Origin of the sequence: Methanolobus halotolerans, assembly GCF_004745425.1 — an archaeon.
Classification (GTDB): Archaea; Halobacteriota; Methanosarcinia; order Methanosarcinales; family Methanosarcinaceae; genus Methanolobus; species Methanolobus halotolerans.
In genome coordinates this window covers 193,480-207,945 of the sequence record NZ_PGGK01000003.1, presented here as the reverse complement: position 1 = coordinate 207,945, position 14,466 = coordinate 193,480, and the positions used below count along the sequence as shown (strand labels likewise).

Annotated in this window: 18 protein-coding genes; 11 read left to right on the top strand and 7 right to left on the bottom strand. The window is 43.5% G+C overall.

What is annotated here, in order from left to right; all coding sequences use genetic code 11:
• Positions 1 to 4: 4 nt before the first annotated feature.
• Complete coding sequence (locus CUN85_RS04265; RefSeq protein WP_135389074.1) at positions 5 to 424, bottom strand: DUF22 domain-containing protein; 420 nt, start codon at positions 422 to 424, stop codon at positions 5 to 7.
• 73 nt (positions 425 to 497) lie between these two features.
• Positions 498 to 959 (bottom strand): Lrp/AsnC family transcriptional regulator, encoded by a 462-nt coding sequence (locus CUN85_RS04260; RefSeq protein WP_135389142.1) that lies wholly within the window; start codon positions 957 to 959, stop codon positions 498 to 500.
• Between the two features lie 216 nt (positions 960 to 1,175).
• Here CUN85_RS04260 and CUN85_RS04255 point away from each other — a divergent pair, with 216 nt between their 5' ends.
• Both CUN85_RS04255 and CUN85_RS04250 read left to right on the top strand, forming a co-directional pair.
• Positions 1,176 to 1,331, top strand: a complete 156-nt coding sequence (locus tag CUN85_RS04255) for a 4Fe-4S binding protein (RefSeq protein ID WP_135389073.1) — start codon at positions 1,176 to 1,178, stop codon at positions 1,329 to 1,331.
• A gap of 1 nt (position 1,332) precedes the next feature.
• Positions 1,333 to 2,616 carry a phytoene desaturase family protein gene (locus CUN85_RS04250; RefSeq protein WP_135389072.1) on the top strand — a complete coding sequence of 428 codons (1,284 nt, stop codon included), beginning with the start codon at positions 1,333 to 1,335 and terminating at the stop codon, positions 2,614 to 2,616.
• Between the two features lie 33 nt (positions 2,617 to 2,649).
• On the opposite strand, the gene CUN85_RS04245 is transcribed toward CUN85_RS04250, so the two are convergent.
• Positions 2,650 to 3,156: a type 1 glutamine amidotransferase domain-containing protein gene (locus CUN85_RS04245; RefSeq protein WP_135389071.1), complete on the bottom strand. Its 507-nt coding sequence runs from the start codon at positions 3,154 to 3,156 to the stop codon at positions 2,650 to 2,652.
• A 312-nt stretch (positions 3,157 to 3,468) separates the two neighbouring features.
• Entirely contained in the window at positions 3,469 to 3,696 is a 228-nt protein-coding gene (locus CUN85_RS04240) for a DUF1059 domain-containing protein (RefSeq protein WP_205804352.1), read from the bottom strand.
• Positions 3,697 to 3,945: 249 nt separating this feature from the next.
• On the opposite strand from CUN85_RS04240, the gene CUN85_RS04235 reads away from it, so the two are divergent.
• The 3 genes from CUN85_RS04235 to CUN85_RS04230 all read left to right on the top strand — a co-directional run bounded on the left by CUN85_RS04235 (position 3,946) and on the right by CUN85_RS04230 (position 5,262).
• A complete protein-coding gene (locus CUN85_RS04235) occupies positions 3,946 to 4,494 on the top strand; it encodes an LEA type 2 family protein (protein WP_135389070.1) in 549 nt (182 codons plus the stop codon).
• Positions 4,491 to 4,649: a hypothetical protein gene (locus CUN85_RS12940; protein WP_167848786.1), complete on the top strand. Its 159-nt coding sequence runs from the start codon at positions 4,491 to 4,493 to the stop codon at positions 4,647 to 4,649. Before CUN85_RS04235 ends, CUN85_RS12940 begins: the two co-directional genes overlap by 4 nt.
• A gap of 61 nt (positions 4,650 to 4,710) precedes the next feature.
• Positions 4,711 to 5,262, top strand: a complete 552-nt coding sequence (locus CUN85_RS04230; protein WP_135389069.1) for a RimK/LysX family protein — start codon at positions 4,711 to 4,713, stop codon at positions 5,260 to 5,262.
• 19 nt (positions 5,263 to 5,281) lie between these two features.
• Here the strand turns inward: CUN85_RS04230 and CUN85_RS04225 are convergent, their stop codons facing one another.
• On the bottom strand, positions 5,282 to 5,572 hold the full coding sequence (locus tag CUN85_RS04225; protein WP_235856191.1) for a DUF5788 family protein: 291 nt from the start codon (positions 5,570 to 5,572) through the stop codon (positions 5,282 to 5,284).
• Between the two features lie 298 nt (positions 5,573 to 5,870).
• Between CUN85_RS04225 and CUN85_RS04220 the strand changes: the two genes are divergently transcribed.
• The 4 genes from CUN85_RS04220 (at position 5,871) to CUN85_RS04205 (ending at position 9,794) form a co-directional block, all read left to right on the top strand.
• Positions 5,871 to 6,785: a tetratricopeptide repeat protein gene (locus CUN85_RS04220; RefSeq protein ID WP_167848785.1), complete on the top strand. Its 915-nt coding sequence runs from the start codon at positions 5,871 to 5,873 to the stop codon at positions 6,783 to 6,785.
• 165 nt (positions 6,786 to 6,950) lie between these two features.
• Positions 6,951 to 7,682 (top strand): fumarylacetoacetate hydrolase family protein, encoded by a 732-nt coding sequence (locus CUN85_RS04215; protein WP_135389067.1) that lies wholly within the window; start codon positions 6,951 to 6,953, stop codon positions 7,680 to 7,682.
• Positions 7,682 to 7,981 carry a hypothetical protein gene (locus CUN85_RS04210; protein ID WP_135389066.1) on the top strand — a complete coding sequence of 100 codons (300 nt, stop codon included), beginning with the start codon at positions 7,682 to 7,684 and terminating at the stop codon, positions 7,979 to 7,981. Before CUN85_RS04215 ends, CUN85_RS04210 begins: the two co-directional genes overlap by 1 nt.
• A 103-nt stretch (positions 7,982 to 8,084) precedes the next feature.
• Complete coding sequence (locus tag CUN85_RS04205) at positions 8,085 to 9,794, top strand: glutamate--tRNA ligase (RefSeq protein ID WP_135389065.1); 1,710 nt, start codon at positions 8,085 to 8,087, stop codon at positions 9,792 to 9,794.
• Between the two features lie 151 nt (positions 9,795 to 9,945).
• Here CUN85_RS04205 and CUN85_RS04200 read toward each other — a convergent pair whose 3' ends face one another.
• On the bottom strand, positions 9,946 to 10,182 hold the full coding sequence (locus tag CUN85_RS04200) for a FeoA family protein (protein ID WP_135389064.1): 237 nt from the start codon (positions 10,180 to 10,182) through the stop codon (positions 9,946 to 9,948).
• A 218-nt stretch (positions 10,183 to 10,400) separates the two neighbouring features.
• Here CUN85_RS04200 and CUN85_RS04195 point away from each other — a divergent pair, with 218 nt between their 5' ends.
• A complete protein-coding gene (locus CUN85_RS04195) occupies positions 10,401 to 11,624 on the top strand; it encodes a peptidase U32 family protein (RefSeq protein WP_235856190.1) in 1,224 nt (407 codons plus the stop codon).
• A 95-nt stretch (positions 11,625 to 11,719) separates the two neighbouring features.
• Positions 11,720 to 12,154, top strand: coding sequence for a nucleoside deaminase (locus CUN85_RS04190; protein ID WP_135389063.1), 435 nt, complete (start codon positions 11,720 to 11,722; stop codon positions 12,152 to 12,154).
• A 23-nt stretch (positions 12,155 to 12,177) separates the two neighbouring features.
• Here CUN85_RS04190 and CUN85_RS04185 read toward each other — a convergent pair whose 3' ends face one another.
• Complete coding sequence (locus tag CUN85_RS04185) at positions 12,178 to 14,010, bottom strand: PAS domain S-box protein (protein ID WP_135389062.1); 1,833 nt, start codon at positions 14,008 to 14,010, stop codon at positions 12,178 to 12,180.
• Between the last annotated feature and the right edge of the window lie 456 nt (positions 14,011 to 14,466).

Below are 14,466 nucleotides of genomic sequence, written 5' to 3'. Positions count from 1 at the left end.
CGGATTAAGTTAGTTCCTTAGGGGACAGGGCTTCGCGGGTGAACATAATCGGGAAGATATTAAGCACTGCGATCAGGTCACCTTCTCTGATCCTGCCGTTTTCCTGACCAAGCACATATGCGTATTTAACGATACGTTCGTTATCTACAGGCTTTGCTCCGCCTTTAGCCCCCACCTTTATCAATGAAACGATTGCATGGTGTGTAAAAGTGCATGGAATTGCTACCATATCAGGCTCAAGCAGAATCTCCTTCACATTGACCCTTTTGAATTCTCCTGCACGGATTTCGATATCTTCATCAGAGATAACCATTTCCCACTTGGCACGGGTCGCAATGGTAAACTCATAAGGTGCTGCCTTGACCTTCTTGGAAACCAGTCCGCCATTATCCCTTGATACCACCTGGATCAGTTCTTTTCGCATTTGATCACCAAAAATGTAACTATCATGTAAGTATAAATAAGTTCCGAGTAATTATAATGAATAATCATTACATCTAAGGAATAAGAGGCTTTTTGCGTATGGAAAGGCTCTCTTCCTTATGGCACTTCGTTGTCAGGATACTCTCGGATTTTTTGATACCTTCCATACCACTTATCGGAACCAGTACTTTTTCTTTCAGGGTGTATACATCAAAGGTCTTTACTTTCAAAAGCAGATCATAAGGCTCAAGAAGCTCATATATTTCCAGAATGTCATCGATGCCGTTCAGTTGCTCGATAACACTTGCACTTTTGTTAGGTTCGAGATCTATTCCGATAAAAGTCGTAATATTGAATCCGACGACTTCAGGATCGACCTTTATGGTGAACTCTTTGATTACACCTGAGGCATGCATCTTCTCTATCCTCTTGTGCACCGTGGATGTGGCCACGCCTAATTCATTGGCTATGACAGTACTATGTTTTCTGCAGTTGCCGGAAAGTTGTTCTAAAATGGCAATATCGACCTCGTCCATGAACATATAAATAATCGAAGATAATAATATATTTTTCTATCTTTTATCATACCTGGAATATTATTTGATATGAAATGACGAATATAACTGGTTGCAAGAACAGATTATAAGAAATTACAGCCGTTAAAGATACAATCATATATCCGGAACTCCAGTCCGGACAAAAATGCTTTTATTGTTAGTCCTTTTATAATAAACAAAGTCCGGTGAAGTACTATGAAAATAAGTAATCGTTGTGTTGGATGTGGACAGTGTGCCACATTTTGCAAGTTTGATGCCATCATCGTAAGGGTCAGGGCGAGTATGGGAGACAGTTGTACGGAGTGCGGTGTTTGTGCTGCATACTGCCCCGTTAGGGCGATAGAGGTATGATATGAAGGCAATAATCATCGGCTCCGGGCTGGGTGGACTCCTGAGCGCAGCTAAATTATCAAAGGCAGGACATGATGTAGAGGTATTTGAGCAACTCCCCCTGATAGGAGGAAGGTTCACGAACATAACTTACAAAGGTTTCCAGTTATCAACTGGTGCGTTGCATATGATACCCCACGGGCCCTCGGGACCTCTTGCCAGACTACTGAACGATGTAGGTGCGGAAGTAACAATCGTACGTGAAAAACCAGCTGCTGTTATAAGGATACCAAGAAAAAGAGGCGATACAGATTACAAGTTCGGACATAAAGACCTGCTGTTCGAGGATTTTAAGTTACCCTTCTCTCTGATCAATCGTATAAAACTTGCTTTCTACATAATATATACGAGGAAGAATCCACCTACAGAAGGCTCTTTTGATGAATGGTGCACAAAGCATATAGAACAGGAATGGAGTCATCGGATATCCGATTCATTTTTCGGCTGGGCACTCAGTCTCCGATCTTCAGACGTACCTGTGGAAGAGGCTTTCGAGATTATCGAGAACCTCTACAGATACGGAGGTGCAGGGGTACCTCTTGGTGGATGTAAGGCTATTACGGATGCACTTGCCGGTATAATACGCGCTAATGGAGGAATTATCCACACTTCTGCAGAGGTCACGAAGATAGTGACCGATAACGGGGGAATCAAAGGTGTAGTATCTGAAGGACAGAAGTACATCTCCGACCTGGTAATCAGTGATATCGGACATTCAGCCACGGTCGACCTGCTGGACAGTGATGCAGAAAGCACAGAAATGCAGAATTACATTAATGAAACGAAAAAACTGAAACCTTCCGCAGGTGTCAAGATATGCCTTTCCTCGGACAAACCTCTCATAGGACATGGAGGTGTACTACTAACACCATATGCAAAGAGGATCAATGGCATTAATGAAGTAACAAATATGGATCCTGCCCTTGCACCTGCCGGGAAACACCTGACAATGTCGCATCAGTGTGTTTGCGAAGGAGATATCGACGAACTTGAGAAAGAGATAGAGCTCGGACTCCGGGACCTTGAGGATATTTTTGCCGGCAAGAATTATGAAGTGCTTCTCATCCAGTCATATTCGAATGGCTGGCCTGTGAACAGGTCATCTTCCGGAACTGACCTGACTAACAGTACGCCCGTGAGGAACCTTTTTGTGGTGGGTGACGGAGCAAAAGGCAAAGGTGGAATTGAAGTTGAAGGCGTTGCCCTTGGTGTGGAGCAAACCATGAAAGAAATACTGGAGAATTAACGCTCCAGTGCTTTGGATTTTTTTTAAGAATGATTATTTTTTACCCAAAAGTCTGACCATTTCTCTGCCGAATGCAAAGAGGTCATGAGGACTTCTGGAAGTTACCAGATTGCCATCGACCACGACTTCTTTATCAAATATCTCTGCGCCGGCAGCTTTCAGGTCATCTATAATACCGGGCCAGCTTGTCGCCTTTCGCCCCTGAATTACTCCTGCAGATATCAATACCTGGGGACCATGGCAGATTGCCGCAACTGGTTTGTTTTCCCGGAAGAAATGTCTGGTTATCTCCAGTGCATGATCATCAAGGCGCATTTTCTCAGGGCCTTTACCTCCGGATATCACCAGTATATCATATTCATCCGGATCAATTTCAGCAAAACTTACGTGAACGTCAGCAGAATATCCATGCTTACCTGTGATCTTTCCTTTCTCCATAGATGCAATTCTCGCATCTACTCCTTCCTCTTTCAGACGGTGGTACGGATAAAAGAGTTCCACGTCTTCAAAGCCGTCTGCTGCGAATACCAATGCTTTCAAAAATACCATCTCCCATAATGCATACAATATTCATGTCGTACAATATATATGCTTATGCCTATATCAAAAATAACAGGCGTATCAAGATTTTTTAGTATAATGGCTTAACAGGAACAGTAATAGTCCTTGTTTCGGAACAATCTTCCTTATAGCTACTTATAGAATATTTACTTAACAATTATTCGGACAATTGTGTCTGAAGTAAGCCCCCTTTAATAGATGCCTTGCAGTTGAGATATATGCCCGGACAGGAATGGATATATTGAAACAGTGAGGCATCTATGCCGCATGAACACTACTGTACTTCTTAACTTATGGCTTTGGGAGGTGGCCGCAACCACAGCTTCTTCCAAGGAAAGCTGATATCCTGTGCTTCAGGTCATGAACTTCTTCATGGGACATAGTTTCAAGCAGACTACGATGTACATTCTCAACATGTTCGAACATAGTCTTTTCAACCTCTTCCATATCATCTCCCATAACAATATAATCACAGTTGCTGATGCCTACGTCGTTACATTTTACCATTCTGATCTTCATTCTCTCTGCTCCGTTATGTAGATATAAATCTTATGAAAGTAGTAGAATATAAACTTAGTTTCCAGATTTTCTTTCAGAACAGTTAACAACTTCACTGACGTATTCTGTTTTTATTTATACCGGGCTGTCTTTTCCAGAGAAACATATCTGACTGAAAAGCAAACAAAGACCACTGTTTCCTAATATGATTTAAGGTGATGCAATAATCTTTTTTACAGATGAAAAGATAGATGCGAGGAGCGCTTTAAAGTGAAAAATATCTTATTGGGAAGCGGATTGGTCGTCCTGCTTCTGCTGGCAAGTATTGCAACTATGGGCTGCGAGACAAGAGAAGAGCAGATAAGAGCATTAGAAGACACAGAAATCACGGTCAGGAATATCGGGGTAAATGAATTCAGTTCAGATGTGGTCGAACTGAACCTCACCCTGGACATTTACAATCCCAACGATGTCACTGCCAGGCTTGAGAGAATGAATTATACTGTCTATGCTAATGATGTGAGTATTGGCAATGGAAGCTTTGAGGAACCTGTAGAAATTCCTCCGGATGAAGGAAGGAGAACATCAACAAACTTTACTGCACAACCAACCCTGGTGCCCTCTGCAATCTTCAGTGCACTGGGACAAGGCGAAGTAGTGTGGACAATTGAAGGAGTAATGTATTTTGATACTCCACTGGGAACGATCGAACAGACTTTTTCCGAAAACCTTTCAGAGATGGATAACATTACAGAGTCAGGGGATAGTTCTGCGAACGGGAACATTCCTGCGTCAGTAACAGAAGAAGGTGGTCAATGACCGCTCCTGACACATCAGGGAAGAAAAAAAGAGCACGTATAAACCTTCCATCCTACTACAATCCGGGGCTGTACATCATTACGGCCATGCAGCCTATAACAAAGTTTTACGGATACGTGTATCAGGTAGCTTTGACAGACCGGAGACTCATCTAACCGTGCGACCTTTGTGTATCGCCAAAGTATTAATCTCTCATTTACAATATCTCCGGCAACCATGAAAGTAAGTGACCTGAGATCTATGCTGGTGTTCAATGCCAGGGAAGAAGCTATTTTCAGCAAGTTCGACCTTCCCAGAGACGCCTTCTATCCGATGCTGCTCTCATTGAAAATAGGAGGGGCATGGAGTTATTCAGCGGAACATCTGAAAAGTATCTCTGTTATGAGGGTTTATACGCCCTACGACCAGGAAACGAAGACTGGAAACACTGTTGAAGATATATATCTGCTAATAGACCCGGAAGTAGTCGCTAAAGAGGGAAACGTGAACCGGCTGGAAAAATGTGGCAACATGGACGCGAGGGTATTACTCACAAGGCCCCATTCCATAACCCTCAGAGCCAGGAAGATCCTGATGGCAAGTGTAAGCACCGAGAAAAAAAAGATATCTATCCGGGAAACTACTGAGAACGTTGTTATGTTCACTGGTCCTTCAGCCTATTACGCCGCTCATGAAATGGAGCATTTGGAGAACACAGAGGTGAAAGGGTTACCGATGTGGTCTTTTGAATATGTGGTACCGGATAATGAAAAAGATCAGGATCAATAGGCAGATGTGCTATTTGGCGTTAAACAATACCTTTTGAGAGCTGTAACCATCTTCGTGCTTCAGCAACCTTCTCGCGTGAAAAGACTTCATGAAACTCTTTTCGTTTAATTCTTGCCGTATCCTCTTCTATGTCTTTAAGGTCCATGATTGCCCTCATCAGTCCCGCAGTTTCATCGAACAGTTGTTTTGCTTCATCTCTTGTCAGATTTCCGGTTTTTAATTCAAGCTTATCTTCTTTTGTCTTTTCTTTAATATAGGAGGTACAGTTGTCAATCAGATCGCGGTCTTTATCTGTGAGCTCTTTTTTCATGAAAAAGGCGGGCATTCAATGCTACAAGGAGCTGTATCCTCTCCATTTCGCTTATGTGATCTTCAGATACAGGTTCTTTCATCTTACTGTCTCCTGCGTTCTCTTGATTCTAGTCGGAAGTATATCAGAAATAAGTTGTGATAAGGTAATTTAAAATCAAGACAAAGAATATCTTAGAAAATGAGATTAAAGTAATTATTTATATAACATTATATAATTACTTACAACAATAAAAATTCTCTTCCGGTTCAGATCGTTATTCAGAATATGATCCATGTTTACTGATCAAGGTGTTATTATGGGAATGATGGATGAAGTCAAAACAAAAAAGAAATTAAAAGCTGCTAAAACCTGGTTCGAGATGGCCGAAAATGCCAGGACCCCGGATAAACAGATCGAATACTATACAAAATCCCTGGACGCTAACCCTTATAACGCCGAGGCATGGTTCAGAAGAGGCAGGGTAATGGAAAAAATGGGACGTTTCAATGATGCACAAAGTAGTTTCGATCATGCAGTAGAGATCGATCCTGACTACCAGGACATGATAGGAAAGAAAACAGATTCTTTGGAACCTCTCATATCTTCGGGTGAGAACCATGACATTTCAGAGGTCACGATAGCCGATGATACCTATTCAGAAGCAGAAACATACGAAGAACTGGTGACTGATAATCCAGAGAACGAGGAGACTGTTTTCACTCCCCCGACCGGCGACGAGTCAATTTTTTCCAGTCGGAGTTCCAATCAGGAAGAAGAAAACAAAGATGATACTACGTTCTTTGGAGAAGCAACAGAAAACAGCAGGTTTTCACAAGCAACTTCTCAGGAAGCAGGACATGAAGTGACCTTTGCTGCAGTTTCCGGTGTAAAAGTAGAGAGAGAAGAAGAAGAAGAAGAAGAAGTGGCTGCTTCATTTTCCGATACAGGAGAGAATACTGAAAACATTATCACTTCCGATACCCGGCCTGAAACTGCTTGCGAGCAGGCCTTACGTGAACAGACCGCACATCCAGCGAGGGAAGAGATAAGGGAGATAGAAGGGACCGGTTCTGATCGATCACATTCTAATAACATAACATCTTTTGAAGCCGGCGAATCTGACGTCAGCAAAAATGTGGATATCAGGATACCTTTGAATGAAACTATCAAGTTCTGGATTGTCGGAATCGTTGCAATACTTATAGCATTCAAACTCCTGGAGTTGATCTGAAAAGACGTGTTATTGTACCGTTGCCATGACAGGAACAGCCGGTATATGCAGGCATGAATAGTGGATAATGGCATTCCTGTCCCGGCAAAGTAAGTGAGTTTAGTTTGCATCATATTGGCTAAATAACATCTATCCTTATCTAGAATGAAAGCAAAGAGTCCATTAATGTTCGGCCGGTTCAAGTATTCCGATGAAGTCTTCTACGGAGAAGTAAGTAACGGAATTGTCAATTCTCATGACAGTGACGGGAAAACCTATGAACTGGAAGATCTTGAGCTGCTTCCGCCAAGCATTCCCACAAAGATCGTATGCGTGGGTCTGAACTACCATGACCATGCTGTTGAACTTGGTATGAGAGTTCCGGAAGAACCTGTTCTTTTTCTTAAACCTACCTCTGCCCTGATCGGACATGGAGGTAAGATCAACTATCCGAGGTCCAGTAAAAAAGTGGACTACGAAGCCGAACTTGCGGTAATCATCGGCAAGAGATGTAAGAACATAAGTTATGAACGGGCCAGCGACGTAATCGCCGGATTCACCTGTTTCAACGATGTAACAGCCCGGGACCTCCAGAACAGAGATGGGCAATGGACCCGATCAAAAAGTTTTGACACGTTTGCACCAGTCGGGCCTTTCATTGTCCCGGCAGAGGATTTTGAAACTGATGATGCACCCATAAAAACACGGGTCAACGGGGAGATTAGACAGGATTCGAATATATCCAATCTTATATTTGATGTGCCTTATTTGATAGAATTCATATCCGGTATAATGACACTGGAAGTCGGCGATATAATAGCAACAGGCACCCCTCCCGGTGTTGGCGAGCTCAATCCCGGCGATCTTGTGGAAGTGGAAATCGAAGGTATTGGTATTTTAGGGAACGAGGTTGCATAATGCTGTTCGATCAGATTAACAGAGAACTGGAACTTGCAGAACGCCATTTAATGGTCTTAAGAGCAGTAGTAGAACGCGGTCCTATCGGGATACTGAAGCTTGCAGAGGAAACAGGCATGCCTACTCATAAAGTGCGTTATTCCCTTCGCGTCCTTGAGCAGGAACAACTGATCAAGCCTTCGTCATCCGGTGCTGTTCCAGGTGATGCTGTGGAGCAGTTCATGTCTGATTTTGAAAGCGATATCTGTGATGTCATCTCCAAGGCAGCCCGCATAAGGGAAATATGCAAGCCCCTGTGAGCGCACATTTAAGTCAGGTTCTTATAATTCACCTATTGAACTGTGTACAGTAAACATATTATGGTCTATCTTAATCAAGATTCTATCTTTGCGGAGAATAGAGATGACATTAACCGAGGATGACAAAAAGACAGTAGAGAAGTATGCCCTCCAGAATGCTGTAAAATACGGGCAGCCCCCGCAGATCGGAGCTGTTATGGGCCGCGTTATGGGGGAATGCCCTCACCTGCGTTCCAAAGCAAAGGAAGTAACTCCCTTTATCCTGGAAATACTTACCGAGGTTGCAAAAGAAACTCCGGAGCAATGGCAGGCCAGGCTTGAACAGATAGCTCCCGAGCTTATTGAAGAACTCTGCACCAAAAAGGAACCCGATAAAGGTTTGAAAGAGCTGGATGTTGAAGAAGGGCAGGAAGTTGTAATGCGTTTTGCTCCAAATCCCAACGGTCCGCCAACTCTTGGAAGCACCCGGGGTATCATTGTAAACTCCGAGTATGTAAAGAAATACGGCGGTAAGTTCATTATACGTTTTGATGATACCGATCCGCAGACAAAGCGCCCAATGCTTGAGGCATATGATTGGTATATCGATGACTGCAAGTGGCTGGGAGCCGATCCGGATGAGGTGGTTATTGCTTCTGACAGGATTCCCCTGTATTACGATTATGCGAACAAGCTCATAAAATTGGGACATGCATACGTATGTTTCTGTGACGGTGCGGATTTCAAGAAATGCAAAGATGCAAAACAAGCCTGTCCACACAGGGATGCCAGTCCCGAAGAGAACCTGAAGCACTGGGAAAAAATGCTTTCGGGGGAGTATGAAGAAAAATCAGCAGTCCTGCGGATAAAGACCGACATACAGCACAAGGATCCTGCACTGCGTGATTTCGGCGCGTTCCGTATAGTGAAGACACCTCACCCCCGCCAGGAGATTGCTGATAAGTACTGCGTATGGCCATTGCTGGATTTCGAAGGTGCCATCGAGGACCATGAACTCGGCATGACCCATATTATCAGGGGCAAGGACCTGATGGACAGTGAGAAACGCCAGGGTTATATCTACAAGTATTTAGGATGGAAGTATCCAAAGACAACTCATTGGGGTCGTGTAAAGATACATGAGTTCGGTAAGTTCAGTACAAGTGGTCTGCGACATGCCATCGAGGAGGGTGAATATTCCGGCTGGGACGATCCCCGTCTGCCAACCATACGTGCTCTGAGAAGACGTGGTATTGTACCTGAAGCCATCCGTAAATTCATGCTTGACATGGGCGTAGGAGAAACGGACATCAGCATCAGTCTCGACACACTCTATGCTGAGAACCGGAAGCTTATCGATTCCGGGGCAAACAGGTATTTCTTTGTGTGGGATCCCACTGATATTGACATAACAGGCACAGAACCTTGTATTGCCACACCGTCCCTGCATCCTGCAGAAGACCGTGGGAACCGTGAGATAGAGGTCGGTCCAAAACTGTACGTATGTAAAGAGGATGCAGAAAAACTAAGCATCGGGTCCAGAATCAGGCTCAAGGATCTTTACAATATTGAGATCACTTCTCTGGAACCTCTGCAGGCACGTTATCTGGACGATTCCATTGTATCTGTAAAGAAAGAAAGAATGAAGATAATTCACTGGGCACCTGTGAACGGAATGCCTGTTACAGTACTCTCACCGGAAGGTGAATTCAGGGGTATAGGCGAAAAACAGATAGCTACTGAGCTGGACAATGTGGTCCAGTTCGAGAGATTCGGATTCTGCCGTATCGATGATGTCGGTAAAGGGATAGTGGCATATTTTACACATAAGTAAGAAGGGAATCCTGGTAAAATTCCTTTCTTTTCTTTCATGTTTTTTTGCGTACCGGGCTCCTGGCCTTTAGTACTTTGAGTATGGCCTGGCATCCGAAACAACAAAGAAAGAAAAAAGACTATATGGATCGGACTTAGATAAGATGGATGGATCAGCCGGAGCATTCCTGTACCATAATCTTTGAAGCCATCCCCTTCCCAAGTGCATAACTGCAGCCGTTGAGTTCAACAATAAGAGAGCCCATATTGTCCCTTTTGATCTTAAGGAATGAGTTCTCGATAAATCCCATGGACATCAGCCGATTCATCAGGGAGCGGCCTGCGTTAATAGAAACGATCTTACTCACTTTGCCTTCCGGCATCATAACCAATGGCATAACTGGAGCCATCTCTTCACCTCTGTTTATACCCTAAAATTTATACTTCAAGGTTCTGTCGTTTTTAGTCCACAGTATTCCCCGTAGGGCATCCTAACATTAGTTGACAAATCGATATAGTGTTTTATGATATATATATGTTATTGAGTACAAACAAAAGTTGACACCAAAATGAATTTACTTGTGTTACTAACAGAAAGGATTTAAAGAATAGTCCTTATCCATAACCCATGTCAAAAGACATGAAGAAAGGATCAGCTCCGGAACTTGTAACAGGAGTTCGAAATATGGCTTCCCTTACAGCATGCAGGGATTATACTGACGCTGTCTATTTTTCCCTCAACAGGTTGAGCCTGAGATCAAGGGCAAAGGAGATCACATCCGAGAATCTGGCAGAATTTGTTGAAAGTATACACAGGTACGGACTGAAGGGTTACATGGCAGTAAACTCTGTGATCTACCCGGGTGACCTTCCGGAACTCAGTAATGTGATGGAAGCTGCGGCATCTGCAAAAGTCGATGCGGTGATAGTCTGGGATCCGGCAGCTATAATGAAAGCAGCAGCCAATGACCTTAAGATCCATATATCCACCCAGGCGAACGTCTCCAACCAGGAAACCGTCGATTTCTACGAATCCATGGGTGCAGACAGGGTTGTGCTTGCCAGGGAGCTGAGCCTTGAGCAGATCAGGAATATCAGAGAGGATACGGAATTAGAACTGGAGGCCTTTGTACATGGTGCGATGTGCCAGGCAGTATCCGGCAGGTGTTATCTTTCAGCATACCTTTCAGGGAAATCTGGGAACTGCGGAGAATGCAGCCAGCCCTGCAGATGGGAATGGTCACTACACTCGGACAGTGGTGAAAGAGTGGTCATCGATGGAAAATACCTTATCAGCGCAAAGGATCTCTGCATGATAGAACACATCCCCTTGCTTGTTGAAGCAGGTATCGATTCCTTTAAGCTGGAAGGCAGGTTGCGCAATCCCGGATATACATCCACCATATCAAAGTGTTACCGTAAAGCCATTGATTCGCATCTGGCCGGTACCTATGCCGCTGAAACTGCAACTATGATGAAAAAAGAGATGAGTATGGAGTACAATCGCGGTTTTTCTACGGGATTCTACTTCGGATACCCCGGACCGGAAGGACTTGCCTGTGACCATGATATGAATGCTTCTCCTGTAAAGAGACAGGCCGTGGGAATTGTGACCAATTTCTTCCCAAAAAACAATGCAGCATCCGTGAAACTCCTGGAACAGGGACTCACAGTAGGAGACAATATCATTATCGAAGGCAACACCACATATATCGAACAGGAAGTATCCTGCCTCATAGTTGACGGAGAAAGTGTCAATTATGCAGAAAAAGGAAATGAAACAGGACTGGCAGTTGTTGACAGGGTTCGAAAGAACGATCGTGTGTTCAGGATAGAAAAGGCTTTCCTTTAGCGGAGATGGAAATACACTGGCAGGCCAATAAACTATATATACAACTATATAAAAATAAGCACATAGAAATTGCCTGCAATATTGAGGGATAACAGATGGACAAGTTTATGCAAAGCGCTATTGAAGAAGCAAGAAAAGGACTTGAGGAAGGAGGCATACCCATCGGTTCCGTTCTTGTAAAGAACGGAGAGATTATTGGCAGAGGCCATAATCGGAGAGTTCAGGAGAACGACCCTCTTGCACATGCTGAAATAGACTGTATCAGGAATGCCGGAAGAATAGGCAGGTACGATGACACAGTTCTCTACTCCACACTGATGCCCTGCTATCTTTGTGCAGGAGCTGCCGTACAGTTTGGTATTAAGAGGGTCATTGTTGGTGAATCCGGGAATTTCGAGGGTGCTTCTGTATTCATGAAGGAGCACGGAATTAGTGTGACAGACCTTAATATAGAAGAGTGCAGGAAAATGATGAGTAACTTCATAAAAGAGAATCCGGAGGTCTGGAATGAAGATATCGGAGAACAATAGCAGTAAAGGATTCCGGACTACAATTATTGTTTCCTGATAGTTGCCCAGAATACACTGCCTTTTCCTGTAGGATTGTCCTCAACACCTGCCCTGCCGTAATGCAGGTCAACTATCCTCTTGACTATAGCAAGTCCCAGCCCCGTGCCTTTAACACCCTTCTTTTTATTAGACAGGCGTTTGAAGCGATCAAAGACAAGTTTCTTATGACAGTCCGGTATACCTTCCCCACAATCGATGAATTTCACTTTCCATTCCCCGCCAAAGTCTTCGACCTCTACTGTGATACTGCTGCCGGATGGGCTATACTTGATAGCATTAGAAAGGTAGTTACCGAAAACACCTTCGATAACAGGACTCACCATTGCATAGTAGCTCTTACTAAGGTGCAGGTCCAGATGCATGTTCTTTGACTCCAGCTGGACCTCAAAGTTACTTGCTACTTCATACAGGATCGTCCGCAGGTCCATATGCCTGAATTCGAGATTATCAATATCCTCCAGCTTGGCAAACTGGGCGGCTGACTCGATCATGTCGATAAGTCTTGTAATGTTGTCGTCTATGATCCTGAGGTTATGCATTTTAGAATGTTCGGTCTCATTCTGCAGGAGCACACTTGTAAATCCTTTTGCAATTCCTGCCGGATTAAGAAGATCATGTCGCAAGATATCGGTAAAGAGATCTTTCATATCATTCAGGGACCTCAAATTCCCGGCATACTGCTGCAACTGTTTTTCAGCTTCTTTGCGTTTGGTCGTGTCCCTTACAACACATATAGACCCTTTGTCCAGACTTGTCAGAGACATTTCCTGGAAGAAACGAGTGCCATCTTTTTTCAGACCAATGGCCTCCCCCTTCCACTCCCCATTGGTTAGATACTCCGGCATAACCTCTTTCCGGAACCGTTCGAGCTCGGACATATCATAGAGGATCTCCCAGGACTTTCCAAGAAGACTTTCAGGACTTTCATATCCATACATTCTGGCGTGTGCGGCATTAAGATACACATACCTGCCGTGTTCATCAAGGATGGCCATACCATCGACGGAGGATTCCATGGCAGTAGTCTTTTGTTTGAGGCTTTCTTCCACTTTCTTGCGCTGGGTGATATCCTCACCGGAACTTAGGACACCAACACTAACACCTTTTTTATCTTTCAATGACTTACTGTACCAGGATATCAGTTTTTCTTCACCGCTCTTTGATATTACAGGTCCTTCGGAATAGAAAATATCACCATTGCCTGCATCCAGGAGCTTCAGACAGCTTTCCCTGTAGGAAGGACCAGAAGATTCGGGTACGAAAGTGTCGAACCAGTTCCTGCCCAATATCTCATCTTCTCTATAGCCAAGTATCTGCGTTGCTCTTTTATTGACAAGGGTTACCTTATGCTCCTTATCAAGAACAAGCATCATCACTCCAGCAACATCAAGATAGTTCTGCGCCTGATCACGTTCGAATGTGACTTTATCGTGCAGGTACTTAATCCTTAAAAGAGACATTACCCTCATCTTAAGTTCAAGCCTGTCCACAGGTTTTGTAAGAAAATCGTCTGCATGTGATTCCATACCCTTCAGTCGGTCCTCCCGTCCGGAAAGGGCGGTCACCAGGACAACAGGTATGAACTGAGTTTGTGCAGACTGCTTGATCTTCTCACATACCTGATAACCGTTCATATCCGGCATCATCACATCAAGAAGGACAAGATCTGGTTTCCCGGTCACAATCATATCAAGGGCTTGTGAGCCGTTGTGGGCAGTAATTATATCATAATCAGATATAAGATAAGCCTCAAGCAGTTCAACATTCATGGGCTCATCGTCTACAATAAGTATTTTGGGCCTGACAGATGGGGTCATATTGAATCGGATTTAAAAATGTCTACAAATTTATCCATGTATAGTTATACAAATATAAATCAACGTATTTTAAAAACTGCATCATAGTATTTATAGTAATTATACTATCCGCGAAAAATAAAAACGGCATATGGAATGTGATATCATTTACCGTCATCATTCATACTATATTTTTCCCTTACAATTTGTTCGAAATTGAATACTCTCACTAAAAAGATTCCGAGCCACTATTACAGAATTTTAATTATCTAAAACTGGCCGGCAATATGTGACTAGTGCAGGAAAAATAATGCTTGTCATCAAATTTCCACATCATAATTATAACTATTACCATATCGGCATGAAGAGGCACTTATTTATACTGCGGCACAGATTTCTTATTAAGTCAGGCCATTGATGGAGATTATGTAAACTATCTTTACCATAATATGAGATCAGTCTCAAATTGCTGCATGG

What these genes read in the sequence shown, in the direction of transcription:
- CUN85_RS04220 (WP_167848785.1), top strand. Translation starts at nt 5,871, where the DNA reads ATGGGAATGATGGATGAAGTCAAAACAAAAAAGAAATTAAAAGCTGCT.
- CUN85_RS04200 (WP_135389064.1), bottom strand. Translation starts at nt 10,182, where the DNA reads ATGGCTCCAGTTATGCCATTGGTTATGATGCCGGAAGGCAAAGTGAGT.
- CUN85_RS04265 (WP_135389074.1), bottom strand. Translation starts at nt 424, where the DNA reads ATGCGAAAAGAACTGATCCAGGTGGTATCAAGGGATAATGGCGGACTG.
- CUN85_RS04205 (WP_135389065.1), top strand. Translation starts at nt 8,085, where the DNA reads ATGACATTAACCGAGGATGACAAAAAGACAGTAGAGAAGTATGCCCTC.
- CUN85_RS04215 (WP_135389067.1), top strand. Translation starts at nt 6,951, where the DNA reads ATGTTCGGCCGGTTCAAGTATTCCGATGAAGTCTTCTACGGAGAAGTA.
- CUN85_RS04255 (WP_135389073.1), top strand. Translation starts at nt 1,176, where the DNA reads ATGAAAATAAGTAATCGTTGTGTTGGATGTGGACAGTGTGCCACATTT.
- CUN85_RS04240 (WP_205804352.1), bottom strand. Translation starts at nt 3,696, where the DNA reads ATGAAGATCAGAATGGTAAAATGTAACGACGTAGGCATCAGCAACTGT.
- CUN85_RS12940 (WP_167848786.1), top strand. Translation starts at nt 4,491, where the DNA reads ATGACCGCTCCTGACACATCAGGGAAGAAAAAAAGAGCACGTATAAAC.
- CUN85_RS04190 (WP_135389063.1), top strand. Translation starts at nt 11,720, where the DNA reads ATGGACAAGTTTATGCAAAGCGCTATTGAAGAAGCAAGAAAAGGACTT.
- CUN85_RS04185 (WP_135389062.1), bottom strand. Translation starts at nt 14,010, where the DNA reads ATGACCCCATCTGTCAGGCCCAAAATACTTATTGTAGACGATGAGCCC.
- CUN85_RS04210 (WP_135389066.1), top strand. Translation starts at nt 7,682, where the DNA reads ATGCTGTTCGATCAGATTAACAGAGAACTGGAACTTGCAGAACGCCAT.
- CUN85_RS04260 (WP_135389142.1), bottom strand. Translation starts at nt 959, where the DNA reads ATGGACGAGGTCGATATTGCCATTTTAGAACAACTTTCCGGCAACTGC.
- CUN85_RS04230 (WP_135389069.1), top strand. Translation starts at nt 4,711, where the DNA reads ATGAAAGTAAGTGACCTGAGATCTATGCTGGTGTTCAATGCCAGGGAA.
- CUN85_RS04250 (WP_135389072.1), top strand. Translation starts at nt 1,333, where the DNA reads ATGAAGGCAATAATCATCGGCTCCGGGCTGGGTGGACTCCTGAGCGCA.
- CUN85_RS04225 (WP_235856191.1), bottom strand. Translation starts at nt 5,572, where the DNA reads ATGAAAAAAGAGCTCACAGATAAAGACCGCGATCTGATTGACAACTGT.
- CUN85_RS04195 (WP_235856190.1), top strand. Translation starts at nt 10,401, where the DNA reads ATGTCAAAAGACATGAAGAAAGGATCAGCTCCGGAACTTGTAACAGGA.